Source organism: Botrimarina sp., from assembly GCF_040219535.1.
Lineage (GTDB): Bacteria > Planctomycetota > Planctomycetia > Pirellulales > Lacipirellulaceae > Botrimarina.
Genome location: NZ_JAVJSH010000022.1, coordinates 82,842 through 108,152 on the forward strand (window position 1 = coordinate 82,842; position 25,311 = coordinate 108,152).

Genomic DNA, 25,311 nt, shown 5'->3' on the forward strand with positions numbered 1-25,311 from the left:
CCACGCGTGTCGGTTCGCGGTTGTTCCGCGTTGTGAGGGGTTGAGTCCGCCAAGGGTCCGCCAGGATGGGTCACGTGTGATTGGAACCTGCGTCGCGCCGCCCGCCTGAGCGTCGCGGCGCCTCGGAGCTCATCGACGCGAGGCCTCGCGCGCGAGTCTCTGATCCGGCCGTTTCAGGCGGCCGCGTGGTTGGCCGAGCTAGTTGGAGGACGGCGCTTCGAGGTGCTCGCGGCCGTTCTCCCTGAAGCCGTAGCCGTAAGCGTACGCGTAGCCGTAGCCGTGGGTGGGGATGCCGCTGAGCACCGCGCCCACCACCTCGGCGCCGGCCGTCTCGAGCTTGTCGACGGCCAGGCGCAGCTGCCGCACGCGGCTCACGCCGCGCAGGCTGCACACGGCCGTCGCGTCGGCCGCCGCGCAGAGCGACAGCGCCTCGCTGGCGCCGAGCACCGGTGGCGTGTCGATGACGATCACGTCGAAGTTGCTCCGCAAGAAGCTCATCAGCTCGCCCAGCCGGCCGGGCCGGACCAGCGCGTGCGGCGACTTCTCACAATCGCCCGCGCGGATGACGAACAACCCCTCGACGCCCGGCGCCGGCTGGATCGCTTCGTTCACCTTGCAACGCCCGGCGAGCACCTCGGCCAGACCCGGCGTGTACTTCAAGTCGATCAGGTCCTGCACGCCCGGGTCGCGGAGGTCGCCGTCGATCAACAGCGTCCGGATGCCGGTGACGTTGGCGAAGCTCATCGCCAACGCCACCGAGACGCTCGTCTTGCTCTCGCCCGACACGCCGCTCGTCAGGGCGTACACCGAGGCGCCTTCCTTGTCTTCGGAAACGTGGGTCAGGCTCAGCCGCAGCGCGTCGATCGACTCGGCGAACGCGTACATCTCACGGCGCAGCGACCTGGGCAGCTGCCTCGGGTTGGCGGCGACCCTCCGTGTGGGGAACGAAGCAATCTCGCCGAGCACCCGGAGGTGGGTGTCGCCGTAGAGCTGCTCGGCGTCCATGACCCGGCGGAGCGAGGCCTCGCGCAGCACGGCCAGGCCGAAAGGAAGCACCAGCGCGGCGCCGCAAGCCAGGAACAGCTGCTTCCAGGGCGCCGACTCGATAGGCTGGTTCGACGCGTTCGGCGGGCTGAACAACGAGACCTTCGGCGGGGCCTTCGCCTCGGTCTGCAGCGACAAAATCTTGCTCTCTAGCATCTCTTGGATACGCACCTTTCGGGCGTAGTCGGCCTTGGCGAGCTCGAGCTGAGCGCTCTGGCCGCTGCCGACCTTCAGGTCGTCTAGCTTAGCGTCGTACTGCCGCTGGACAGCGGCCCGCTCGAACTCCATCCGCCGGATCTCGTTCTGCTTCTCGCTCGCCAATTTCCGGGCCTCTTCGGTGCGGCGCCTCTCGTTCTCGGCGATCAATTCGGCGCGGACCTCGGGCTCAGCCGTTTCGAGCTCCTGCTTAGCGCCCTCCAGCTCCGCCACGACCTGCTGGTAATCGGGGCGGGAGGGCGGGTCGACGAATTTCTCTTCGAGCTGCTGCTTGAGCTGCGTGAGGGCATCGATCTTCTCGTTGAGCGCGCCGATACGCTCGTCCTGCTGCACCCGCATCTCGAGCAGGCCGTTGGACTCCGTCCGACTGCTGGCGACGGCCACCGCGTCCTCGATCGCCTGCCTTTCGGCGTTCGCGACTTCCATCGCGACTTGAATGCTCGCCAGCCTCCCGTGGAGCCCGGCCAGCGGATTGGCCGCCTTCTCCGGGTCGAGAACCGTTCCGCTGAAGTAGTCGCGCCCGGTAACTTCCTTCGCCAGCGAGACGATTTGTTCCTGCGCCTTTGCCAGGCCCTCCGACTCCTTCCGCTCGAGCTTCATCAACAGCTCGAGCACCTTGCCCTGACGCTCCATGTTGTCGTCGCGCATCTTGCTGAAGTACTTCTCGATGATCGTCGCGGTCATCACCTTGGCGTCCGCCGGCGACGGCGCGTTGTAGCTGATCTGGTACAGCTCCGAGCCGCCGATCGAGCGGATCCCCAACCGGTCCCGGATGGCCCCCAGCTTGTCGTTGGCGCCCATCACGTGAGGGACCTTGGCGGCCTTCGGGTCGCCGATCACCTCCAGCAGCACCGGGTCGCTCCGCATGGTCTCCATCTGCGTGCGTACGTAGCGGCCGTTGCTCGAATCAACCGACACACCGTTGAAGATCAGCCCTTGCGACCGGTCCTCGATCCGCAGGATCGCCGTCGCCCTGAAGTTCGGCTGGTACTGGTAGAGCAGCACCGACGCCACGCTGGCCGCCAGCAGCAAGCCGACCGGCAGCACCACGCGCCACGACCGGCAGAAAACCCACCAGAGAAACTTCGGGGACAGCTGCATCGGCGCCGAACCGCCCCCGGCCGCTCGCCCCCCGGGCGCCGCCGCGGTCATCGACCGCGGCGTCGTGTCGACGCGCCGCAGCGCTTGGTTGCTGGGTGTCGGCTCGTAGTGGTGATTCATGACTCGGTCCGCAAAAGACGGCTGAAGGCTCAAGCCTCCGGCTTACGACTATCTCAACAGCACTCGTTGACTTATCTACTCGCTCAATCCTTCGATCCAGCAACCATCCGGTAGGGCGTCACCGCTTCGACACGGGGGAACAGTCGGTCGAGGTACAGCAGCAGCAGCCAGAACAACCCCGCGGCGACGGGAATCATCACAAAGCCGGCGAGGTCGTGGCTAAACGTGTGAGCCACCTCGCCCGAGAACGTGCGTTGCAGCAACGCGGTGCCGACGATCCGCATCGCGTTGGACAGCAGCGCCACGGGGATCGCGGCGATCAGGACCAGGGCCTTCTGCCACCACGCCCAGCTAGAAAACAAAACGAACGCGAACGCCAACGCGAAGACGCCCACCAAAATACGCAGCCCCGAGCACGCCTCGGCCACCATCAGCGGGTGCTCTTGCAACCAGATCACGTTGCCCTCGGCCAACGCCGGCTGGCCCATCAGCTGCAGCGTCTCGGTGCTGAGCTTCGTCGCGACGCGCTGCAGCGGCACGCTCAACCAGGTCTCGGCCGAGAACGGGATCGGGATCATAAAGTACAGGAACGCGATGCTCGGCGCGGACCAACGCAGCAGCGGCCAACCGCCCACCGTCAGCACCGCGCCGGCGATCGAAAGGGGCAAAGTCCAAGCGTCGACCGGGCCCAGGAAGAACAAAGCCGCCAGCGCCCGAACCACCAGGCAGCCCGCGAGCACGGCGAGGCCCAGCGCGCTGGGCGCCACGGCCGCTCGGTTCAGTCGGTCTCGGCGCGACCACAAGAAGAACAACGCGATCGGCACGACGAGGTACCCGTGCGAGTAGTCCGGGTCGCGCCCCCACGCCGCGAAGATCTCCTGCAACGCGGGCCAGTAGGCCCAGCCGATCGCGCCGAGCAACAACGCCAGCGCCGCCGTGTGTGGCGCAAGCGAGCGCTCCGCCGCCTCGGCCGACTCTCGTTGATTTGCTTCGCTCTCTGCCATATGCGGTCTGAACACGATGCTTCAAGAGGCGATCGATAATCTCGCGGCGCGCCGAACACCAAGCTGGACTGCGGCGCCATTGCGGGTCACCGATCTCTCGAAAGTCGTTCGATTCCTCTGGATGTCAAGTCGCTGAGCGACGGCCGCGCCTGAGCCGCCTCGCGACGCGTGCCGACCACTCAACCCGCACATCCGCACCCACGGTCGCCGCCCGACACGCCTCACGGCTATCCGCTAATTGAGCGGATAACCCAGGGCGTTCAAGGGAATTCCGCCCCAATTCGAGCAAGATAAAACGCTCGCGGCGGAGTTGGTTAAAACCGCTATGCGGGTCCGTCTTTGCGCTCACCGCAAACGAACTCACCTCTGCGAATTCCAACTCTACGCTCGACGAGAAACCGGATGCTCAGCGATCGCCGTGACACAGAGAGAACGACTCGGCCCGACGCCCTCTGGCGACGGCGCCGACAGTCGCGCCGCCGACAGTCACGCCACCGCTCGCATCAGCGCCAACCCGACCGACGGGATGGGTGTCAACTAAAAGTTGTCTAGCAAACGCTGTTCGGCCGGAGGGCGAATGTCAGATACGACGACGGAACGGCAGGTCGTACGCGTGAAGGGTCGCAGCCTCGAGGTGGGAAATGGAAGTTTCAGGCGGGGCTGCCGCTCGGAGGCGACTCGCTGCCCAAGTCGAGAAACATCCTGCGCCCGCAGTGGCATTCGCCGTAGCGCAGGCGGCCCCTCGGTTGACGCCGCACCAGCGTATTCGCGAGGGAACGGAAAAACAAACTCCCGGACAGAAAAAAGTGCTCCGCACCGACAAGCCCGCGGGACTCCGCCGGATGGGCGCAACGGCTATCTGACGACCTCCCGGGCGACAGGGCTCCCCAATCGATAGGGCTCCCCAATTAACAGGGCTCCCCAATCAAGCGCCTAGTCGAGGCGCAAGAATTTCGTGGGCATTTTTCCCCGCGACCATTGCTTACGGGCCCCCGCTGCCGTTAGTCTGTAGCTGGCTGCATTGCGTGGAGCATTGCGCTTGTGCAGTCGTCGCTCCCCGATTGACCCACTAAGTTTCGCGAAGAAGGCAGCGTGTCGCAACGAGCCGACATAACGATCTCCTCCTCGTCCGAGAGCACTCGCGGGAAATTCCCCGCTAGCGCTCCCAGTCGACTGGCGGGGCTCGTACGTCGATCGGCGGCTGGTGGCCAGTTGACGGATCGTGGGCAGCTATCAGGACCACGCCCAACAGGATCACGCCAACAGCGGCCACGCAAGTTCTCCGGCAGATTCTCCAGCATCGGCGCGGCAGCGGCGATGTTGGCCCTTGCCGGGCTGATCGTTGTCTGCCAGGACGCTCGGGCGAGCATTCATGTCTCGCTAGCCGAAGTGGTCGGAGCGTCATCAACAGCGTCATCGACCGTGACGAGCGACGGCGGTGCAGCTCGATTCGGCGCTGCAAAAGAAGCCAACTCAGCGACAACAGTCGACGCCGCAGCGGGATTCGCCGCCGGATTGGCTGGCCTCGACTCGCCGGCTGCGCGTAACTTGGCCTCTGCCGACGGGCGCCTCACCACGTTGCTGCAGATTGCCAGCGGCTGTCTTTCTCCGGAGTCCGGCCCAACAGCGCTCGACTGGCAGGCGTCGCTCGGCTCAGAGCGACTCGTTTTGAGCCCGGCGTCGAGCTTCAACCCGGTCGGGTCGGCCTCGCTGTTGGTGTCCCTGCGTGAGCTTGCGCCCGTGCACGCACGCCGAGCCGCGAGCCCGACTGAGAGCCGGGCGCACGGCGACACGCCGGCTGACCACGCGGACGATCCCGACGAACCGCTCTCTGCTCCGTCGGAGCCGGAAGAGCAGCCAGAAGAGCAGCTCCCGGACAGCGCCCTGGTTGCCCTGCTGACGCCGCCCTCGAGCGGACAACAAACGACTTCCGGAGCCGGATCGAACTCCGCGCCGGGCAGCGGGCCCACGTCCGTCGCGATGCCAAGTGAAAATCTGACGATTCTTTCGAATGCGAAGCTTGTGCGGGTCGCCACAGAGGCTAAGCTACGCCTGCCCGTCCCGCCCGGTTCCGAGCTCCTCAGGCCGCCGCGGGTATGAGTGTTGGCCGCCGCCCGCCGGACAAGCGGGCCGCGGTGAAGCGATTGCTACATCTGATTACGACACCAAACTACTCGTACCTTTGACGGAGCTTACATCCATGCGTTACTTCATTTTTCTGGCGCTGATCGCAGGGTTTCCCTGCGTCGCATCAGCGTCGATCACGGCGGGTGACCTCGTAGGCGGGCAGCTCAATGCACTCGAGGACGACGACTTCGAGATGCTGGTGAACGCCGGCGGAACGGTCTTGGCGCCCGGCGCGAATACTGTTCTGGACGTTGGCGACTACCTCGCCGGCGTGATCCGTTTCACGGCGGTTGAAGCGCCGTTCGGGAGTGGCACCCAAACTGCCAATGCGACTTCGACTCAGCCGACCATCACGGCTTTGTTCCTGACTCGCATCACCAGCGTCACCGGTGACAACGACAACGACGGGCAAATCGACACGAACTTCACGTTCGGAGCCCCGACGGTCGCCGAATGGGCGGCAGTGTTCGCCGGAACGGGGGCGCCGATTGCCACCACCGATGGTTCGATCGCCGTCGTCTTCCAGGACCCGACCAACATCGACCCTTCTATCCCGACTTGGTACCTGACTGCTGACGGCACCGAGCTCTGGGAATGGGGCATGCGGGGCGACGCGAACGAATTCTGGCAAGCCGCGGCGGACTCTGCCGACATCTCGACGGCGTTCGATGTCGTCACGGACTCCGGCCTTTTCTCGGCCGCCCTCAACGTGACTGAGCAGGGAGCCGGCCCCAAGTTGGGTCCCACGTTTGGCCCTGGGTCGGCGGAAGTGTTGCTCGTCGGTGGTTCTCTCGCGCCGTCGTTCAACCCGATTTTGCCGGTGCGTAGCGACGTCGACATCCTGATCCGGCCGATTCCGGAGCCGGCGACTGCCTTGACCTGGATTGGCTTGGTCTCGGCGGCCGCGGCGATGCGTGGCCGTCGCCGCTAGGCGACTGACCGATCCGGCGTGGCCCTCGGGTGACGCTTGATCCGCGAGCAGTGTTCTTGCAGCTAACGAAAGAGCCCGGTCGGAATCCGACCGGGCTCTTTTTTTGCGCCTGCCAAACCACCTCGACTACTTCTACTTGGCAGCTGATAACGGACGACGGCGGATGGCCAACAGGCCGCGAGCGCGAACCTCGGCGCGCCGGGGCTTCAGACCCGCGTCAACAACGAAACCGCCTAGTCTCACCGTCACCAAAGCCCGTGGGCAGGCCGGTCAGGCGATACGGCGAGAGCGGCTCCGGAACAACAGTTGGCGCAACAGCTGCCACTCGTTCCACATATGCCTGGGCGCAATGTCGGACGACTTAGAGATCCTGCTTGCGCCTTTCCCAAGCAGCGCGCGCCGCTCGACGGGAACGCCGCAAATGAACTGGACGCATGGCATCGCGAAGGAGACGATCTGGAACCAAGCCTTCGACGTGCTCCTCGGCACGGCTTGCTGGAGTTCCTGCGCGGTCCACGCCGCGTACATCGAATCCCTGAAGTCTTGCTTGAACGCAGGCAGGCCTAGCTCGATATAGTCGCTTCCTACCAGCTCCACGTACTCCCGCGTGATCGCCGCGGTCTTGAGGCGGACCAGGTCCATCAGGACGACGACGCCATCGCTGCGCGTCACCCTTTCCATGGCGCACAGCGTCGTCGAGACGGCATCCAGGTCCGACAAGTGGTGGGCCGCGTCGGCGAAGCAGCAAAGGTCGGCGGACCCGTCCGGCAGTCCGTCTGGGTTCGTGATGTCGCCTCGCTGGAAGACGACGCGGTCGGACAGCCCCGCCGCAGTAGAGTTCTCGGTCGCCCTTTGGACCATGTTTGGCGCCAAGTCGATCCCGACGACTCGATCGAATCCGAGGTGCGTGTGCAGCATCGCGGTGAACCGCCCCGGACCCGACGCGAAGTCGTACGCCAGTTCGCGCCGACCTCCTACCACCCGGTCGATGAGTTCGAGCCCAACCGCATAGGAAACCATCAACCGCGTCTCGCCGACGCGGTTGTATTGCTCGACGTGGTCGGCCTCGTTGGTCTCAGCGACGGGCTCCGGCGTACGCCCCAGCGTCTGCCGCGAAAGGTTCTGCCGCACGATGAGCGGCGCCAGCCGGTGCAGCGGCAGCATGCTTTGCTTTGTCGACATGTCTGTTGAGCGTTGAGGACTTGCGGGCCGACTGCGACGCTCCGCTGCGTCAAACCGGCAAAGCCCGCACAAGGTCCCGTGGTGCACGAGCAAGCGGCGACTAACCGATCGGCCTTCGTAGGGAAGCCACCGCCGGCCTTGGCCCGTAACCCACGCGAAACATCATTTGGGGTGTTCGTCCCGAGGCTGCCGGAGCGAGCGATCTAAATCGGCCAGCTATCTGCCGAGTCTTCTCTATCAAATCTGGCGGCGACTCAATGGCGTCTGGTCGCTCACCGTGGCCGACGAACACCGTCAGCCCCGCCACGGGGTGGAAGGCCAAACCAAGGCGCGTCGCCTCCAGCCACACACGCTGGAAATCTCTCCCCCCACGCAGGAAAGAGCCCGGGTCGGGCTCCTCAACGGTGAGCATTCCCACGGCGCCGCTGCCGGCCACCTCTTTAGCCGCGTGAGAGCCGATACCTCGCGAATAGCCTAATAGGTTGCCTACCCGCGTCCGCGACCACTTTCGGAAGAACCGCATCACGCTCGCGACGCCCGGCGGCAGCTGCAGGGTCGCCACGTCGAGGCCGTCGCCGGTCCGCTCGGCTTCGTCGCGCGTGAACCGCAGGTTCTCGTAGAACTCCCGGTGGTACTCGGCGTGCTCGAACCGCAACCGAGTGGCGTCGCCCACCAGCGCCGCGACGTCGCGCACACGGCCGGCCGGTATCCAGTCGATGCGAACGCCCGGCTGGCGAACGGCCCTCGCCATCGACTCGAGAAGGTCGCCCGGGACCGGCTTGTCGGCCGCCATACGCCGCGTCGTGCAGCGGGACGCGAGGAACTCGCACAGCGGGTCAGGCGCGCCGCCCGGCGCGAAGCGGATGTCGGCGACGAGCGGCAGCCGATCGTCGTCGTCGCGCGGGGGCGGCGCTTCGACTGTCGCCAGCAGGCCACGCCCGGACGCCGCGAGCACGATCGACTCGATCAGAGCCCCGAGCCCCGTGTAGTCGAGCATCCCGCCGGGGTCCGAGGGCATCCTTCGCGAGCGGTCGTAGCGGACGAGCACCCCCGTCCGACCGCGCTCGACCCGCCACGGCTGCGTGTTCTCCGCGGACGGCGCCCGGAGGGCGGTCTGGAGGATCGCTTCGGTGTCGGCTCCGGTGTCGGCTTCGGGGTTGGCGTTGGGCGAGCGTCCGTCCGGTCGGCTCGCGTCAAACTTTTTTTCCAGATTTCCGTTCATCAGGCGTAACCAAGGGACCGCATTTTTTGCTTGAGGAGGTGAAGCTTGGCCCGTTGCACCGGGCCGCGGTTTCCCCATCGCAACACGCCGTGTTTCACCTGCTCGAAGTATGCGTCGAACTGCTTCCATGCCGGGGCGGCGGCCGGTTTCTTTCTGTCGCAGATGATCCGCATCGCGTCGACCGCCGTGTGCGCCGCACACAGGCTGCAGGCCGCCCCCGACGACGGGCCGCGGGTCTCGCCGCGGTCGACCTCGCTCAGGTCGAGATAACGGAAGTGGGTCCCCGCCGGCGCGAGGCCGAGCAGGAAATTGCAGAACCGGTCGAGTTCGGGCATCTCGTCCAGGCGGCCGAAGTACTCGTCGAACGACATCCCTCCTGGGTCGAACACCAGGCGGGCCGCGCTGAAGCCCAGCGGCGCGGACGTGATCGCCCAGATGCTGCGTCGCCGCGCCTCGCGGAAAACGAGCGGCCTCACCGAGAAGGCCCAGAAGTCGAGCCCGTCGATGTAGAGGTCGGCCCCGTCGAAGAAGCGGTCCAGGTTGTCCGGGCCGATCGGCTCGGCCATCACCCGCAGGTCGAGCTCGGGGTTGATGTCCAGCGCGGCTTCGGCCATCGCCTCGGCCTTGCCGCGCCCCTGATTGGACAACTTCGCGCCGAACTGCCGGTTCGTGTTCGCGACGTCGAACGTGTCCGGATCGGCGATCGTGAACCGACCGAAGCCCATCCGGACCAGCTCGATCAGGTGGTTCCCCCCGACCCCGCCGAGGCCGGCGATTGCCACGCGCGTGTTCCGCAACACCTCTTGGTGCTCCCGGCTGATCAGGCCCCGGTTCCGCGCGAAAGCAAGGTCGTAGTCCCAGCGGACGGAAGCGATTCCTTCGCCGCTCTCGTTCCGCGGCGGCTGCGGAGTGGATTGGCCCACTCCGGGCGACGTGTCATCGACGACCATACAGGGCTCCGTAGCGGCTCCGGCCTGCGAGTCGACTCGCGCGCTGCGAGGGGGTGAGGTGATTCAACTGTCGCCTGCTGAAATCCACAAGCCGGGCAATTTGCCGAAATTGGAAGCAGTTTACGGGTTAGCCCAATTGCGTCGCTACAACAGCCGTGATAAGGCTAGCACTGTGTTCGCGGAAGGGCACGGTCGCCCTAGGCGTTCCGGTGGGCCGCTCTGGCCCGTACCACCCGCAAGACCAGCGGTGCAACCCTCGATGTCGCCCGATTCGAGTCTTTCCGATTTGGCGCCAAGGGTTCCCCGAGCTATCTGTTCAGCAGCGGAGGGCCCTGCCTTCCGCCCCCTTTTCCCAAGACTTTTGCTCCGGCGCCGCTCAACGGCCGATCCTCTTCCTACGGGGAGAGACTTCCGAATCCGGATTGCGTTCCGGGTGCGGAGAGATCGGGCGGCGGCAGACGACCCTGCACCAAGGAAAGGTCGCAATGCTCGCGAAAACTGCGCCCGATGTACGCCCTGATCGATCCCTCGGCACGGCTCCTAGCCAGTCGAACGCGCCGCTGCCGGTGACGGTTGCGTCGTCGCGTCGCGACGTGCTGAACGCCCTGCGGCTGGTCCACGACTCGTATTGCGACGCCGGGCTCATCGAGCCGAATGAATCTGGCTGCCGCGTGCTGCCCCAGCACACTCTCCCGACGACCGACATCCTTGTCGCGCTCTGCCGCGGCGAGGTCGCCAGCACGCTGTCGCTCGTTCGCGACAGCCACTTCGGAGTGCCGCTGGAGTCCGTCTTTCCCGAGTTTATCGAGCAGCGCCGGCTCGCGGGCGTGCCGTTCGCCGAGGTCTCGTGCCTGGCCGACCGGCGATCGGACCGGCACCGTTCCGGTGGCCTGCTGTCGTCGCTCATGGCGTTCACGGCTCAGTTTGCGGTCCAAACGGGGGTCGATGAACTCATGATCACCGTGCACCCGCGGCACGCGAAGTTCTACCAGCGGCGGCTCGGGTTCGAGATGCTCTGCGACGACGTCCGCAATTACGGCGCCGTTCGCGGCAACCCGGCCGTGCTGCTGATGCTCGACCTGCCCGCACTGCAGGCCATGGCGTCGCCGGCGCACCGGCGGCTCTTTGTCGAGCAGGTCTTCGGCCTGCACGCGATGCAGCGGCCCCCGTACAGCGACGCGCTCGCCGCCGAGCTCGCTTGGCTGGCCGGCGAGCAATCGCCCGAGTGGACTGGTCGGATCGAGCCCACCGGCTTGGACGAGGAGCCCGTGATCTTGCCGTTCGAGCCGCAGCGCCAGCTCGCCGGCTGAACACGCTCCGCGGAGCTTGCCTGCGGACGCTCGCTGGCTGCAAGCCACGCTCCCGGCGGAGTGGTCGACCGACGGCCTACTGTGCGGAGGTGTTGCTCGCTTCGCGACGCGCCTCGCGCGCGGTGGGACCGAGCCGCACGTCGACGCGCAGCCCGACGATCAGGTTTGCCGCGCCGCTCAGGTCGATCACCACCTCGCGGACCTTCGTGTCGTACAGCTCGTTCGGCTCGCCGCTAAACAAACTCTTGGCCGTCATCCGCGGGCCCACCGTCGCGACGCGACCCGCGTAGGCGGTCTCGGGCAAGCCGTCGGCTCGGACCTCGGCGGTCGCGCCGGCCTCGACCCGCGGCGCGTCGAACTCCTCCACGTACGCCCGCACACGCAGCCGGCTCGTGTCGGCCACCACCGCGACCGGCCCCTGGTCGGGCGACACGAGCTCGCCGACCTGTGCGTCGAGGTCGAGCACGCGGCCGTCGATCGGCGACACGATGGTGGTCTTCTCCAGGGCCAACCGGGCGACCTCGACGTTCGCCTCGGCCGCCGCGATCCGCGCCCTGGCCAGGCGGACCTCGTCGTCACGGGCCGGGGCCTCCAGCATCGCGACGCGCGCGTCGGCGGCCGCTAGCTGCGCGACCAGGTTCTCGACGTTCGCCCGCGCGTCGTCCGCTTCTTGGCCGGACACGGCGCTCTGCCGCTCGAGTCGCACGAGCCGGTCGAGGTTCGTCTTCGCTTGGTTCAACCGCACCGAAGTCGCCTGGCGGAGGGCGCGGGCCTCTTCGCGCTCGTGGGATCGCGCGCCGTTGAGCAGGCGATCGAGTTCGGCTTGGGCCGACGCCAGCTCGGCCTCCGCGGAACGCACCGCCAGCCGCGCGCGGCGGTCGTCGAGACGCAGCAGCGGTCCGCCACGCTCTACGCGGTCGCCCACCTCGACGAAGCGTTCCACCACCAGCCCCCGCACCTCGGGGCGGAGCAGCACGTCGGCGCTCGCTCCCTCGACGATCCCCGGCGCGCTGATCACGTCGGGCAACGCGATCGCTCGGCGCGTCGGCGGCGCGGGCGCCGAGGAGCGTCGATCGATCACGGCCGCCGAGGCCCCGATGACCGCCACCGCGATAGCCAACCAAATAAAGCGGCTCATCCTGGTCGCCCTCCCCGTTTCGCCCGGCTTTCGGTTTCCGACACGCGGCCGCTGTCCATCGCGACGATCCGCTCCTTCGACCCCGCCGCGGGAACGATCCGGTGGTCGTGTGTGACCACCACCAACGTCCGGCCGGCGTCGACGGTCAATTCCCTCAGCAGCCGCATCGCCGCCGCTCCCGACTCCGCGTCGAGCGACGCGGTCGGTTCGTCGGCGAGCACGATGGTCGGCTCGGCGGCCAACGCGCGGGCGATCGCCACCCGTTGGCACTGGCCCACGCTCAACCGGTGCGGCGCCTCGTGCGCGCGGTCGGCGAGGCCGACCCGCTCGAGCAATCCGGCCGCCCGCTTCGAAGCGGCGCCGCTCGACCAGCCGTCCAGCCGCAGCGGCACGGCCACGTTCTCCGCGGCCGACAGGCCGCGCACGAGCTGGAACCGCTGGAACACAAACCCCAGGCGCCGCCGACGCAGCGCGGCCCGCTCGTCGAGCGACAGGCGCGTCACGTCGCGGCCGAGGACGCGCACCTCGCCCGCGTCGGCGGTCAGCAGGCAGCCGACGATCGACATGAGGGTCGTCTTGCCGCTGCCCGAAGGGCCGAGCAGGAAGACCGCCTCGCCGTGGGAGATCGCGAGCGACACGTCGCGCAAGACCGGCGTTGCCGAGCCGCCCCGCTTGTAGGCCTTGTGCACGCCGCGCAGCGACACCGCGAACTCTCCCTCGCGGGGCGGGGCGGGCGACGGTTGGGGAGCGAGGACGGGCATCGCGGGTCCGGGGGGGGACGGCTACTGCATCACCAGGCCGGGGTCGACCCGCCGCAGCTTCAGGTACGGCGCGAGCGAAGCGAACAGACAGATCACCCCCACGAGCACCACGCTGCCGACACTCACCTGCCACGGGATGGTGATCGGCGCGCGGGGCGTCGCGCAGGCTGTTTGCGCCACGGCGACCAGCAACAAGCCGCAGGCCGAGCCGGCCAGCGCGAGGGTGACCGCCTGGCAGACCAGCACCGAGCGGAGCTGCGCCTCGCTGGCGCCGATGGCCTTGAGCGTCGCGTACTCCGGCGCGCGGTCGAGGACCGACGCGTAGAGCGTCTGCCCCACGACGATCAGCCCCACGACCAGGCCCAAGCCGGTCGCCGCGCCGAAACTCAGGCCGATCCCCGTCCGACGCAGCCAGTAGTCGATCGAGGCCACCGCGTACTCACGGGCGGTCATCGTCTCGGCGTCGGGCAGCCGGGCCTCGATCGCCTGGCGCACGCGGCGGGCGTCGGCGCCGGGCGCGAGCCGCACCAAGAAGTAAGACACCCGGTCGGTCGGCTTCCGCAGGTACGCCGCCGACCGGTCCAGCGTGGTGAACACGTACGGGGTCACCAGGAAGCCCAGCACGCCCCGCGTGTAGCCCACCACCCGCGCGCGCCGGTGGCCGACCTCACGCAACTCGCCGATCGCGGGGTGCTCGACCTTGTCGAGGTCGTCGGCGTCGAGCAGCACCGCGTCGGGCGAGCGGATCGCGCCGACCTCGCCGAGGGCCATCTGCGCGGCGGCGCCCGCGAGCGAGGCAGAGTCGCACCCGACGACCAGCACCTGCTCGAACGCGCCGGAGGGGAGCGTCATGATGGTGTGGCCGATCACGTAGGGGTCGGCCCGCTCGACGCCGTCGATCGCGCGGATCCGATGGACCCACCGCCGCGGGATGTCTTGGGGGAAGTCGACGTTGTTCATCCGCAGGTGGCCGACCCACAGATCGGCGCCGCTCTGGTCCACGAGCAGGCTCGCCTTGCCAATCAGGCCCAGGAAGAGCCCGCCCTGCACGTTGACCAGCACGACCGAAAAGACCACGCCCACCAGCGCCGTGAGCAACTTGCCCCGGTCCGCGACGAGCATCTTGATGGCTAACTGATCCATCGCCTGGGCTGTGGAGGGCGCGCTCGCGCTGGTTTGCCGCTGCGCAGCAGCGACCCCGGTCGGCGCCGGCCGCTGGGGTTCTTTTTCGACCGATCCGCGACGCCGGCCGCACTCCGAACGCGCCGAAGGCGCCCCTTGCTGGCGCCGCCAGCGGCGCCCTCCCAAGGCCGTTTGGTGCTTCCAGCCCGGACGGTGGGTCGAACTGAGCGATCTACCAAAAGGCGAGAGGGTCCGCCGCGACTGGACCTCGAACAAGATCCTTCCGTATTCCGCCTTCCGCCTTCCGCTTTTCCTCAGCACGAATTTTCCTCAGCACGAAGTTCGAACCTCACCCGCCCAATCGGACATAAAACACCCAGTTGCCCCGGGGGGCCTCCCTGGGCGGCGCGGCGCGCAAGGTTTACGGTGCAAGCGTGGTCTCCGCCCCACTGCCTGCCGGCGGACGATAGCCGTTGCCGCGCACCCGGAAGTAGCAAGCCGTGCCGCCCGAACCTTCCGCCCAAACGTTTGGCGCCCCCACGCCGTCGCCGCTGGTGATCGGCCTCGGCGAGGCGCTCTTCGACTGCTTCCCCGACCGCACGGTCCTCGGCGGCGCGCCGGTCAACCTGGCCGTGCACGCCGACGCGTTGCTCCGCCGCGACGGCGGCGCCGGGATGCCCGCCACCCGCGTTGGCGACGACCCCCTCGGCAAGCGCTTCCTCGACGAGCTGACCCAGCGGGGCGTGTCGACCGACGCGGTGCAGATCGACGCCGAGCGGCCGACCGGCACGGTCCAGGTCCGAGTCGACGACCAGGGCCAAGCCGACTACGAGTTCGCCAGCAACGTCGCCTGGGACCGCCTGGCGCTCGACGGGTCGTGGCAGGGGCTGGCCAACCGGTCGAGCGCCGTCGCGTTCGGCACGCTCGCGCAGCGGAGCTACCCCAGCCGCGAGACGATCTACTCGTTCCTCGAGGCGGCGCCGCAAGCGATCCGCTTGTTCGACGTCAACTTCCGCCAGAGCTTCTACTCGCCCACGGTGGTGCGTCGTTCGCTCGAGCTGGCCACGGCGGTGAAGCTCAACGCCGACGAGCTGGACGAGATCGTCGGCCTGCTGGGCACGCAATGCGACGACAGCGTCGACGCCCGCGCGCTCGCCCTGGTGGACGGGTACGACCTGGAGTGGCTCGCGCTCACGCGCGGGGCCGACGGCACGGCGGTGTACGCCGGGGGCAAGCAGCACGTGGCCGACAGCCCGCCGCCGGACGACTTCCAGCGCGACCCCGACGCGGACACCGTCGGCGCCGGCGACGCGTGCTGCGCCGCGTTGCTCGTCGGCGCGCTGCACGGCTGGCCGATCCAGCAGCGCATCAAGCTCGCCGACCGCGTGGGGGCGTTCGTCGCCTCGCGCGCCGGCGCCACGCCCGAACTCCCGCCCGCCCTTATCGAAGCGGCCGCCCGATAGGTCGCGGCCCGCCGCGCGAGTCTCCATGACCAACCAGCAACGGCTCGAGGACCTCGTCGCGCGCCTGCAATCGCTCGGCGGTGTGGACGCGCGCTCCGCGCGGCGGCTCCTCTCGGCGATCGACTCGGCCCGCGCCGACGGCCCCCAACGCGACAAGCCGAGCGTCGTGATGTTCGACGCGAAGAGCTACGACCGGGACGCCTTCGAGCGGGCCAACGACGACCGCCTGGTGATCCAGCCGGTCGAGGCCTCGCTCGACGCCGACACCGCGTCGGCCGCCGCCGGCGCCGACGCGGTCTGCCTGTTCGTCAACGACCGCTGCGACGCGCCGGTCGTCGACGCGCTCGTGGAACTCGGCGTGGGCCTCGTCGCGCTGCGGTGCGCGGGCTACAACAACGTCGACCTCGCCGCGTGCCGCGACGCGGGGATCGACGTCGTCCGCGTGCCCGCCTACTCGCCCCACGCGGTCGCCGAGCACACCGTCGCGCTCGCGCTGATGCTCAACCGGCGCCTGCACCTGGCCTACCTGCGCAACCGCACCGGCGCGTTCGTCCTCGACGGGCTCACCGGCTTCGACCTGCACGGCAAGACAGCCGGCGTGGTCGGCGCGGGCAAGATCGGGCGCTGCGTGGTGCGGATCCTCAGCGGTTTCGGCTGCAACGTGCTCGCCTACGACACGCAGCCCGACGAGGCGTTCGCCAGCGAGCACGGCGCCCGCTACGTCGACCTCCCCGAGCTGCTCGCCAACTCGGACCTGGTCACGCTGCACTTGCCGCTGTTCAAGGAAACGCACCACCTCATCGACGCCGACGCGATCGCGAGCATGAAACGCGGCGCGATGCTCATCAACACCAGCCGCGGCGGCCTGGTCGACACCCGCGCGTTGATCCAGGGGCTCAAGACCGGGCAGGTCGGCGCGGCGGGGCTCGATGTGTACGAGGAAGAGGCCGGCATCTTCTTCCACGACCTGTCCAGCCAGGTGCTCACCGACGACGTCCTCGGCCGCCTGATGTCGTTCAACAACGTGGTGGTGACCTCCCACCAAGCGTTCCTCACGCACGAGGCGCTCGACGCCATCGCTTCGACCACGATCGACAGCGTGTTGGAGCACGCCGCCGGCAAGCGCGGGCAAGAGCTCACACACTTCGTCGCCGCCGACTAGGCCGCGGCCAGCCGCAGGGGCGTGCTTGACGCTAGCGGCCCCTGGATCGCACGATAGGGTGCAGTGATCCGCACCCCGCCACCGCCGCGCGCCCGCCCCGCGAGGCTCTGCCGACGCCCCGCGAGGCTCTGCCGCCGCACGGCGGGCTGGTTGCTGCTCGTGTTGTCGATCGCCGCCGCCGCCGGAGCGAGCCGGGCGAACGAGAGCCCTCCGCCGGCCGCCCACGCTCCGCTCGAAGCCAATTGCTTCGACTGCCACGGCGAGTACCTCGAGGAGGGCGGCCTGCGCCTCGACGACAAGCCATGGGGCGTCGACCGGGCCGAGTTCTGGGACAAGGTCCGCACGCGGGTCGCCAAGGGCGAGATGCCGCCCGCCGAGATGGGCCCCCTGCCGGCCGGAGACAAGCTCGAGCTGCTCGGCGCGATCGAGCGGCTTCTCGACGAGGCGCGGGCCGCGGCCCCGGGCGGAACGCGGCTGCGGCGCCTGACCAAGACCCAGTACCAACACTCGCTCGCGACGCTGCTCGACGTGCCGCCCGAACTGGCGGCCGACCTGCCCGACGACGCGAAGTCTCCCCTCGGCTTGAAGGGTTCGATCGCTGCCCAACAGACCTCGCCGCTGCACGTCGCTTACTACGAGCGGATCGCCCGCGAAGCGCTTTCTAGGGCGATCGTCGTCGGGCCGCGGCCCGACGGCTTGCGGGTCCGCGTGGTGCTCGGCGAGAACCGCTCCGACGACACCGACCCCGCCACCGGCGCAGCCGAGATCGACGGCTACCAGGCGGCGCCGATCGCGCGAGAGGACTTCCGCGTCGAGTTGCTCGACGCCGACGGCCGGCCCGCCACCGACCGGGCGAGCCTCGCCGAACTCGCCCGCGTCCGCCCCGACGTGGGGATCGGCATGCGTGGCTCTTCGCCGGAGCGGTACCGCGTCGTGGGCGACGGCGTCGAGCTCGACGCGGCCCTGCCCCACCGGGAGGTCTCGCCCCACAGCTGGCGGGGGCCCTCGCCGAATCTGAAACTCCTGCTCCGCCGACTCGCCACGCCGGAGGGCCCGTTCGCGATCCGCGTGCGTGTCCGGTCGACCGGCGACCCCAGCGGCGAAGACCGCCAGCCCTACCTGCGGGCGTTTGTCGGCAGCCGGACCGACGACGGCATGGAGTACGGCACGGTCGGCGAGTCGACACCCGTCGCTACGCCGGCGGACGAGTCGCGCGAGTACCTTTTCGTGGGCGACTTCGCCAGCGTCCCCGCTCCGATCGTCGACCCGAACGACTTCGACCCGCTGTCGGGCATCCTGATCGTCGGCGTGTGGAACGACCACCTCGTCAAGGACCCCGACGACCCCGGGCCGCGGCTGCTGGTCGAGTCGATCGAGTTCGAGGCCCCCTACCACCCCCAGTGGCCCCCCGCGAGCCACGAGCGGCTGCTGTTCGACTCGCCGCTCCGACAGCAAGACCCGCGCGCCTACGCCGCGGAAGTGATCCGCCGCTTCGCCGAGCGGGCGTTCCGCCGGCCGGTCGACGCCGCGGAAGCCGAGCGTTACGTCGAGTACTTCGACGCCGTCCGCGGCGATTACGACACGCTAGAAGGGGCCCTCCGCGAAGCGCTGGTCGCGGTGCTCTGCTCGCCCAATTTCCTTTACGTCGATCGCCCCGAAGCGGCCCCGCACGCCGAGCAGGCCCCGCACGCCGAGCACGCCGAGCACGCACTCGCGTCGCGGCTAGCGTACTTCCTTTGGGACGGGCCACCCGACGACGAGCTGCTCGCGCTGGCGTCCGAGGGCCGGCTTAGCGAGTCGCTCCAGCAGCAGATCGACCGGCTGGTCCAAGACCCCCGCGCCGACCACTTCGTCCGCAACTTCGCCACGCAGTGGCTGCGGCTCGACCGCCACGAGTCGATGTCGACCGACGTGCGCCGCTTCCCGGACTACACACGGTTCGTCAAAGCGGACCAGACCGAAGAGACCGTCCGCTACTTCGCCGAGCTGCTCCGCGCCGCGCGGACCGTCGACGACCTGGTCGACCCGAGCGCCGGCGCAGCGGTGCTCAACCAAAACCTCGCCGAGTTCTACGGCGTGTCGGGCGTGCGCGGGAACCACTTCCGCCTGGTCACTGGCGCGCGGCCCGGTGGGCTGCTCGCCCAGGGGGCGATGCTCAACGGCCACTCCGACGGCGCGCAGCCGCACGCGATCAAGCGCGCCGTGTGGCTCCGCGAGCGTCTGCTCGGCGACCCGCCCCCGCCGCCCCCGCCGAACGTGCCGGAGCTAGCCAAGGCCGGTGAGCACGGCGCGCCGGATTCGCTCAAGGAGCGGCTCGAGCAGCACCGCGACAACCCGAGCTGCATGGCCTGCCACGAGGCGATCGACCCCTACGGCTTTGTCTTCGAAGGCCTCGACGCCGTCGGACGGCCCCGCCAGACCGACGCGGCCGGCGCCCCCATCGACGACCGCACGACCCTGCCCGACGGCGCCGTCGTCGATGGGGTCGACGGCTTGAGCCGATACCTGCTCGCCCACCGACGCGACGACCTGATCCGCGCCCTCGCGACCTACCTGTTCGCCTACGCGACCGGCAAGGAAGTCACGTTCCGCGAGCGGCCCGAGATCGACCGGATCGTCGCCGCGGCCCAGCCGCGTGGTCGCTTGATTACAATCGTCCAGGGGGTCGTCGCCAGCCCGTCGTTCTCCGGCGCCGCCCCCGGGGGTGAGCCGGCCTCGCCGCGGCAGGCGCGAGCGCCCCGGCGCCAATCCGACCCCCGCCCCGCCGAAGCCCCAAGGCCCCCACGATGAACGGCCGCTCTTGGCGCATCGACCGACGCACCTTCCTCCGCGGGGCCGGCGTCGCGTGCGCGCTGCCGCAGCTCGAGGCCATGGCCTCCGGCGCCGCCGCCCCCGCGGCGCGGCCCAAGCGGCTGTGCTACGTGTACTTCCCGAACGGCGTCAGCCTCCCCCCCGAGGACGACTCCGTGAACGCCCGCTGGCGGTGGTTCCCCGAGGGCCACGGCGCCGACTACCGCCCCACGGAGGTCCTCGCTCCGCTGGAGCGCCACCGCGACGACCTGACGATCCTCGGCGGGCTCAGCCACCCGAAGAGCCGCCGCCTGCTGGGCCACCTGGCGGGCGACACGTGGCTGACCGGCGGCGACCTCCGCGGCGCGCAGTACCGCAACCAGATCTCGGCCGACCAGCTCGCCGCCGCGACGCTCGGCCGCGACACGCGCTACCCGTCGCTGGTGCTGTCGACCGACGGCGGCGTCGGCTACAAGTCGCGCGTGGCGACCCTGTCGTTCGACGACCGCGGCATGCCGATCCCGGCCGAGCACCGCCAACGCGCGATCTTCGAACGCTACTTCGCCGGCGGCGGCGACAAGACCGATCGCAAGAAGAGCCTCGCCCGCGGCAAGAAGATCGTCGACCTGGTGCTCGAGGACGCGCGCGACCTGGCGCGCTCCCTCGGCGAGGCCGACCGGCGGCAGATCGACGAGTACCTCACGTCGGTCGGCTCGGTCGAAGACCAGATCCGCCGCAACGAGCGTTGGCTCGGCCAGCCGCTCCCGACCCCCCCCGGCGGCCCGCCCGACCTGTCGGTCGCGCCGGCGGTCGACCCGTCGGGCTACCTCGGCGCGATGTTCGACCTGATCAAGCTCGCGTTGCAGACCGACCTCACGCGGGTCGTCACGTTCATGATGGCGCGCGAAGACGGCATCGGCTTCGGCGAGAACTTCCCCAAGCTCGCCGTCGGGATCGACAAGGGCCACCACACCATCAGCCACGACGCCGAGCCCGGCCACTGGGAAGAGTGGGGCCGCTACGACCAGTGGCTCACCAACCAGTTCGCCTCGTTCCTCGACCGGCTGAAGGGCGCCCCCGACGGCGACGCCACCCTGCTCGACAACACGCTGACCCTCTACGGCAGCGCGTGCAGCACCACCCACAACGCGGTCAACTACCCGCTCGTTCTCGCCGGCGGCGCAGCGATGGGCCTCCGCCACGGCCGCTACCTCCGCCAAGAGGAAGAAACGCCGATGGCCAACCTCCTGCTAACGATGCTCCAAACCGTCGGCGTGCCGGCCGAGAGCTTCGCCGACAGCACCGAGCCCCTGCCGGGGCTGGTGGGAGCGTAGCCGCGGCAGAGCTTGTCGCGAATTGCCGGTGGCGCAGGGATCCCAACCCAGCCATAGAAGCGCGAGGGGCGTAACGCCTTCCCGCATCGGTTGGCCCGCGAATGACGCGAATAAGCGCCAGTCTTGACTCCGGGGGCCTGGGCTTTCCGCGCCGCGTCGTACAGCTTTCCTCTCTCTCTTAATCCCCGCGTATTCGCGCCATTCGCGGGCAATCACTTTCGCAAGAAGCAAGACGGACAGCACCAGAGTCGCCAGGAGCCTCACGGCTCGGCGCTCGCCGACTTCGGCCCGACGCTGCCGGCCACTTGCAGCAGCAGGCGGCCTACCGGGGACAGGTCGCTCCACTCGTCGAGCGACCCTCGGGCGAGCGCCGGGTCGTCGGTGATCAGGCCCGCCACGCCCAGGCTCGCCAGCGAGGCCATCGCCACCGGGTCGTTGACGGTCCACGCATAGACCTCGCGCCCCTGCCGGCGCGCGACGCGCAGCGAGCGGGCGTTGATGAACGACGCGTTCATCGCCAAGAAGTCCGCCTCCAAGTGGCTCGCCCGGCCCACGTAGACCGACAGCAACAGGCCGACCCGCCAGTCCGGCCGCAGCGCCTTCAGCCGCCGCACGCCCGCGCGGTCGAGCGACATGAACATCGTTTGTGGCGCCATGCCGGCGGCCTCGACACGATCGGCCACGCGCCGCTCCAGGTCGACGTTGTGGCCGTAGTACTTCAGCTCGACGAGCACGCCGATGCGGTCGCGGCACAGCTCGAGCACGTCGCCGAGCGTCGGGACGCGCTCGCCGGCGAACTCGGGGCCGACGCGGGCGCCGACGTCGATCCGGGCGAGCTCCTCGGCGGTCACGTCCCAGACCTTCGTCGCCACGCCGGCCGCCTTCATGAAGTCGCTGTCGTGGAAGACGATCACCTCGCCGTCGCGGCTCTCTTGCACGTCGATCTCGACCCAATCCGCCCCGGCGTCGATCGCCGCCCGGACCGAAGCGAGGGTGTTCTCCGGCGCGGCGAGCGCGGCGCCGCGGTGGGCGATCACGGCGATGTCGTCGTCGACCGTCGCCGCGCCGATCGCCGCAAAACCGGCCACAGCCGACAACAACACCAGCAGCACCGCCCCGGCCGCCACGCGCCCGCGCGTCAGCCAGCTCGGCGCGGCGGGGCGTTCGTCGGGAGACACATTGGTCGGCAGCATCGCGGCGGCCAAGCCGGCGAGCGCCGCGGTGCTGAGGAGGTTGCACGCCAGCGCGGCCGCCCACCCGGCAACGACACACAGCCCGAGGCCGATCGCGATCGCGGTGAGGGAGCGGGGCCACCACGGCGCGGCCACCGCGAAGACGCCGGCGCCGAGCGCCGCGAGCGCCACCGGCGCGAGGGCCGAAGCGGCCAGCCATTGGCCCAGCGCGAGCCGGGCCCTCGGCGGCGGCGCGCCGCGCGCCGCCACCGCGCGACGCGTCTCGCTCGAGCCCAGGCCGTCGGCCACCATGCCCGGCGCGGCGAGCCACCGCGCTAGCAGCTTCGCCATGCCCCACAGCGCGTACCCCGCCGCCAACGCGGCGACAGCCGCCGAGCCCCAGAACGCGGGCGGCTTCTCGGTCAGGTAGTAGTTGATGTCGTACCGCCTCAGCAGCGTCAGGTACGCCGCCGCGATCACCACCACCAGCGGGCCGAGCCACTTGGCCGACTCGACCAGCACCCAGCCGGAAAGGCGCGCGATCGTGTTGGTGCGGGCGAGCGTGTCGCGGATCGCCGGCCAGGCGCCGAGGGAGCGGCCGCGCAGGACCGACGCCATCGCCACGAGCTCGATGGCCCAGCCGGTCACGCCGAGGACGACCGCCGCGGCCGCCGCAACGAGCGCAACCGGCGACCGGGCGATCGACAACAGGTCCAGGTCGGTGACGACCGGTTCGCCCCCGAGCCACAAGCCCAGCTGGAGCACCACCGCGGCGATCGGCCCGAACGCCGCCGCCACGAGGACCTTGGCCGCCACGCTGACCGCCAACAGCGTCGGCCAATCCCGCCGGAGCAGCCGGAGCACCTCGCGCCACACGCCGGCGGTAGTCGGCGTCGGTTGACGGCGCTGCGGGGCGGCTAGGCTATCCACGTCAGACCCGCTGGTTGGCGGCTGTCCTCAACTGGTGAGAGCTGGCTTTGGGGCATGGTTGCCGTGGGAGGCGACCCCCAAAGCCCCAAGCCTAGTGGTCAATTCTTGGATCTGTCGACGGAACGGCCGCGAGAATAACGAGTTTTGTTCCGACGCAACCGGCGCCGAAATCGCGCGATCGGCCGAGGGCGCGGCGTGTGGGTGTAACGAAACGACAAGCGCCCGCGGCGGAAGGGCTTAGCTCGGTTTTCGTTACAAGTTTCGTTACATCACGCGCCTCGCGCGGCGCGTGTCGTGTTTGTCTCGTTTCGAAACCGCGGGGGCGGTTGGCTTATTGCTTTTCCGACGCGGCGAACAGCTCGTGGTGGCGGTCCAGGTCGGCCTGCTCCAACACGCCCAGGTACGGCAGGTTGCGGTAGTGGTCGTCGTAGTCGAGCCCGTAGCCGACGACGAACTCGTCGGGGATCTCGAAGCCGACGAAATCGGGCTGCGCGCTGACCTCCTGCCGGCCGTGCTTCCGCAGCAGCACCGCGGTCCGCACCGACGCGGCGCCGAGCTCCTGGACCTTCTCGACGACCTTCACCAGCGTGTGGCCCGTGTCGAAGATGTCGTCGACGAGCAGCACGTCGCGGTCGCGGATGTCGAGCAGCAGCTCGGCGTTGACCGTCAGCTCGCCGCGGGTGGTCCGCGCGCCGCCGTAGCTGCTGGCCTCGATCACGCCGACCCGCAGCGGCATCTCGAGCATGCGGATCAGGTCGGCCAGCAGCACAACGCTGCCCGTGAGCACCGACACGATCGTCAACGGCCGGTCGCCGTAGGCGTGGGCGATCTCGCTCGCCATCCGCTCGACCCCTTGCCGCAGCTGCTCTTCCGTGTGAAGCACCCTCATAGATCCGCTCAGCCTTTGCGAATAAGTATCGAAAGAGCCCCCGCATTGGGCCGGGCGCCAGCCACCCGCCGCCCCCTACAACAGCATCCCCGCGATGCACGCCGTCATGAAACCGGCCAGGCTCCCGCCGATCATCGCCCGCAAGCCGAGCTTCGCCAAGTCGGCGCGGCGCTCGGGGGCGAGGCCGCCGATGCCGCCCACCTGGATGCCGATCGACGCGAAGTTCGCGAAGCCGCACAACGCGTAGGTGAGGATCGTCACCGTGCGGGCCGACAGCTTTACCGGGCTGTCCGCGGCGGCCCACTCGCCGAGCCGCTGGTACGCGACGAACTCCGTGGCGAACCACTTGATCCCCAGCAACTCGCCCGCGGGAAGGCACTCGCCCCACGGCACGCCCATCAACCAAGCCATCGGCGCGAACAGGTAGCCGAAGGCCGCCTCGAGCGTCCACGCGGGGGGCGCGTCGCCGCCGAGCAGGCCGAAGCCGTGCGCCTGAACGCCCAGCCACCCGAGCAGGCCGTTGACGACCGCGATCAACGCGAAGAACACGATCAGCATGGCGCCGACGTTCAGCGCGAGCTGCAGGCCGCCGGTCGTGCCGGCGACGATCGCGTCGAGCACGTTGACGCTCGGGTCCTTGACCTCGATCTTGACCGCGCCGAGGGTCTTGGGCTGCTCGACCTCCGGCTGCATGACCTTCGCGATCAACAGGGCGGCCGGCGCGGAGATGACCGACGCGGCGAGCAGGTCCTTGGCCCCCACGCCGAGCTCCTCGTAGCCGGCCAGCATGTCCGCGTAGCCGGCCAGCACGCCGCCGGCGATGGTGGCGAAGCCGCCGACCATCACCGAGTTGAGCTCGCTCATCGTCATCGACGCCAGGTACGGCCGCACCACGAGGGGCGCCTCGGTCTGGCCGACGAACACGTTGGCCGCGGCCGACAGGGTCTCCGCGCCGCTCGTGCCGAGCGTCCACCGCATGACCCGCGCGAACAGCCCCACCACCCACTGCATCACGCCCAGGTAGTAGAAGATCGACATGAACGCGCTGAAGAACACGATCGTTGGCAGCACGCTGAAAGCGAGGTAGTGGTCGCGGAAGTCGTCGCCGAAGAGCGTCCGGCTGCCCGCGTCGGCGCAGCCGATCAGGGCCATGAACGCCACGTCGATCGCGTCGAACAGCCGGATGCCCACGCCGGTCCGCATCACGAAGAACGCGAACGCGAACTGCAGCACCAACCCGCCCACGACCACCCGCGGGCTGACGCGGGTCTTGTGCGTGCTGAGCAGCCACGCGAGGCCGATCATGACCACGAGGCCGAGCAGGCTGATGAGACGTTCCATAC

General features: G+C 69.2%; 18 protein-coding genes. 7 read left to right on the plus strand and 11 right to left on the minus strand.

Translation table 11 applies throughout. The features are described from left to right. Positions 1–198: 198 nt before the first annotated feature. A complete protein-coding gene (locus tag RIC11_RS13745; protein ID WP_350212209.1) occupies positions 199–2,481 on the minus strand; it encodes a GumC family protein in 2,283 nt (760 codons plus the stop codon). 83 nt (positions 2,482–2,564) lie between these two features. Continuing rightward, entirely contained in the window at positions 2,565–3,500 is a 936-nt protein-coding gene (locus RIC11_RS13750; RefSeq protein ID WP_350212211.1) for an exosortase/archaeosortase family protein, read from the minus strand. 1,302 nt (positions 3,501–4,802) lie between these two features. On the opposite strand from RIC11_RS13750, the gene RIC11_RS13755 reads away from it, so the two are divergent. Both RIC11_RS13755 and RIC11_RS13760 read left to right on the plus strand, forming a co-directional pair. Then, the gene (locus RIC11_RS13755) at positions 4,803–5,585 is read left to right on the plus strand and encodes a hypothetical protein (RefSeq protein WP_350212213.1); all 783 of its coding nucleotides are present in this window, start codon (positions 4,803–4,805) and stop codon (positions 5,583–5,585) included. A 100-nt stretch (positions 5,586–5,685) separates the two neighbouring features. Next, on the plus strand, positions 5,686–6,543 hold the full coding sequence (locus tag RIC11_RS13760; RefSeq protein WP_350212215.1) for a hypothetical protein: 858 nt from the start codon (positions 5,686–5,688) through the stop codon (positions 6,541–6,543). 270 nt (positions 6,544–6,813) lie between these two features. On the opposite strand, the gene RIC11_RS13765 is transcribed toward RIC11_RS13760, so the two are convergent. From RIC11_RS13765 to RIC11_RS13775, 3 genes are all read right to left on the minus strand, one after another. Next, a complete protein-coding gene (locus RIC11_RS13765) occupies positions 6,814–7,725 on the minus strand; it encodes a class I SAM-dependent methyltransferase (protein WP_350212217.1) in 912 nt (303 codons plus the stop codon). A 100-nt stretch (positions 7,726–7,825) separates the two neighbouring features. Next, positions 7,826–8,947, minus strand: coding sequence for a nitroreductase family protein (locus RIC11_RS13770; protein ID WP_350212219.1), 1,122 nt, complete (start codon positions 8,945–8,947; stop codon positions 7,826–7,828). Next, positions 8,947–9,897 carry a ThiF family adenylyltransferase gene (locus RIC11_RS13775; protein ID WP_350212221.1) on the minus strand — a complete coding sequence of 317 codons (951 nt, stop codon included), beginning with the start codon at positions 9,895–9,897 and terminating at the stop codon, positions 8,947–8,949. Before RIC11_RS13775 ends, RIC11_RS13770 begins: the two co-directional genes overlap by 1 nt. 485 nt (positions 9,898–10,382) lie before the next feature. Between RIC11_RS13775 and RIC11_RS13780 the strand changes: the two genes are divergently transcribed. Further along, entirely contained in the window at positions 10,383–11,207 is an 825-nt protein-coding gene (locus tag RIC11_RS13780) for an N-acyl amino acid synthase FeeM domain-containing protein (RefSeq protein WP_350212222.1), read from the plus strand. Positions 11,208–11,283: 76 nt separating this feature from the next. On the opposite strand, the gene RIC11_RS13785 is transcribed toward RIC11_RS13780, so the two are convergent. From RIC11_RS13785 to RIC11_RS13795, 3 genes are read right to left on the minus strand one after another with little or no spacing between them, the layout of a single operon-like run. Next, entirely contained in the window at positions 11,284–12,345 is a 1,062-nt protein-coding gene (locus RIC11_RS13785; RefSeq protein WP_350212224.1) for an HlyD family secretion protein, read from the minus strand. Then, a complete protein-coding gene (locus RIC11_RS13790; RefSeq protein ID WP_350212226.1) occupies positions 12,342–13,106 on the minus strand; it encodes an ABC transporter ATP-binding protein in 765 nt (254 codons plus the stop codon). Before RIC11_RS13790 ends, RIC11_RS13785 begins: the two co-directional genes overlap by 4 nt. A gap of 21 nt (positions 13,107–13,127) precedes the next feature. After that, on the minus strand, positions 13,128–14,249 hold the full coding sequence (locus RIC11_RS13795; protein ID WP_350212228.1) for an ABC transporter permease: 1,122 nt from the start codon (positions 14,247–14,249) through the stop codon (positions 13,128–13,130). A gap of 479 nt (positions 14,250–14,728) precedes the next feature. On the opposite strand from RIC11_RS13795, the gene RIC11_RS13800 reads away from it, so the two are divergent. The 4 genes from RIC11_RS13800 (at position 14,729) to RIC11_RS13815 (ending at position 20,977) form a co-directional block, all read left to right on the plus strand. Further along, positions 14,729–15,691, plus strand: a complete 963-nt coding sequence (locus tag RIC11_RS13800; RefSeq protein WP_350212230.1) for a carbohydrate kinase family protein — start codon at positions 14,729–14,731, stop codon at positions 15,689–15,691. Positions 15,692–15,716: 25 nt separating this feature from the next. After that, positions 15,717–16,853 carry a 2-hydroxyacid dehydrogenase gene (locus RIC11_RS13805; protein WP_350212232.1) on the plus strand — a complete coding sequence of 379 codons (1,137 nt, stop codon included), beginning with the start codon at positions 15,717–15,719 and terminating at the stop codon, positions 16,851–16,853. A gap of 63 nt (positions 16,854–16,916) precedes the next feature. After that, the gene (locus RIC11_RS13810) at positions 16,917–19,643 is read left to right on the plus strand and encodes a DUF1592 domain-containing protein (RefSeq protein ID WP_350212234.1); all 2,727 of its coding nucleotides are present in this window, start codon (positions 16,917–16,919) and stop codon (positions 19,641–19,643) included. After that, on the plus strand, positions 19,640–20,977 hold the full coding sequence (locus RIC11_RS13815) for a DUF1552 domain-containing protein (RefSeq protein ID WP_350212236.1): 1,338 nt from the start codon (positions 19,640–19,642) through the stop codon (positions 20,975–20,977). Before RIC11_RS13810 ends, RIC11_RS13815 begins: the two co-directional genes overlap by 4 nt. Positions 20,978–21,237: 260 nt before the next feature. Here the strand turns inward: RIC11_RS13815 and RIC11_RS13820 are convergent, their stop codons facing one another. From RIC11_RS13820 to RIC11_RS13830, 3 genes are all read right to left on the minus strand, one after another. Next, complete coding sequence (locus tag RIC11_RS13820; RefSeq protein ID WP_350212238.1) at positions 21,238–23,079, minus strand: glycerophosphodiester phosphodiesterase family protein; 1,842 nt, start codon at positions 23,077–23,079, stop codon at positions 21,238–21,240. Positions 23,080–23,410: 331 nt separating this feature from the next. Next, entirely contained in the window at positions 23,411–23,968 is a 558-nt protein-coding gene (gene hpt / locus RIC11_RS13825; protein ID WP_350212240.1) for a hypoxanthine phosphoribosyltransferase, read from the minus strand. A 75-nt stretch (positions 23,969–24,043) separates the two neighbouring features. Then, positions 24,044–25,309, minus strand: a complete 1,266-nt coding sequence (locus RIC11_RS13830; RefSeq protein ID WP_350212242.1) for a NupC/NupG family nucleoside CNT transporter — start codon at positions 25,307–25,309, stop codon at positions 24,044–24,046. Positions 25,310–25,311 lie beyond the last annotated feature (2 nt).

Coding starts and splice junctions, on each gene's coding strand:
- RIC11_RS13745 (WP_350212209.1), bottom strand. CDS start 2,481: ATGAATCACCACTACGAGCCGACACCCAGCAACCAAGCGCTGCGGCGC.
- RIC11_RS13755 (WP_350212213.1), top strand. CDS start 4,803: ATGTTGGCCCTTGCCGGGCTGATCGTTGTCTGCCAGGACGCTCGGGCG.
- RIC11_RS13760 (WP_350212215.1), top strand. CDS start 5,686: ATGCGTTACTTCATTTTTCTGGCGCTGATCGCAGGGTTTCCCTGCGTC.
- RIC11_RS13765 (WP_350212217.1), bottom strand. CDS start 7,725: ATGTCGACAAAGCAAAGCATGCTGCCGCTGCACCGGCTGGCGCCGCTC.
- RIC11_RS13770 (WP_350212219.1), bottom strand. CDS start 8,947: ATGAACGGAAATCTGGAAAAAAAGTTTGACGCGAGCCGACCGGACGGA.
- RIC11_RS13775 (WP_350212221.1), bottom strand. CDS start 9,897: ATGGTCGTCGATGACACGTCGCCCGGAGTGGGCCAATCCACTCCGCAG.
- RIC11_RS13780 (WP_350212222.1), top strand. CDS start 10,383: ATGCTCGCGAAAACTGCGCCCGATGTACGCCCTGATCGATCCCTCGGC.
- RIC11_RS13785 (WP_350212224.1), bottom strand. CDS start 12,345: ATGAGCCGCTTTATTTGGTTGGCTATCGCGGTGGCGGTCATCGGGGCC.
- RIC11_RS13790 (WP_350212226.1), bottom strand. CDS start 13,106: ATGCCCGTCCTCGCTCCCCAACCGTCGCCCGCCCCGCCCCGCGAGGGA.
- RIC11_RS13795 (WP_350212228.1), bottom strand. CDS start 14,249: ATGGATCAGTTAGCCATCAAGATGCTCGTCGCGGACCGGGGCAAGTTG.
- RIC11_RS13805 (WP_350212232.1), top strand. CDS start 15,717: ATGACCAACCAGCAACGGCTCGAGGACCTCGTCGCGCGCCTGCAATCG.
- RIC11_RS13815 (WP_350212236.1), top strand. CDS start 19,640: ATGAACGGCCGCTCTTGGCGCATCGACCGACGCACCTTCCTCCGCGGG.
- hpt (WP_350212240.1), bottom strand. CDS start 23,968: ATGAGGGTGCTTCACACGGAAGAGCAGCTGCGGCAAGGGGTCGAGCGG.
- RIC11_RS13830 (WP_350212242.1), bottom strand. CDS start 25,309: ATGGAACGTCTCATCAGCCTGCTCGGCCTCGTGGTCATGATCGGCCTC.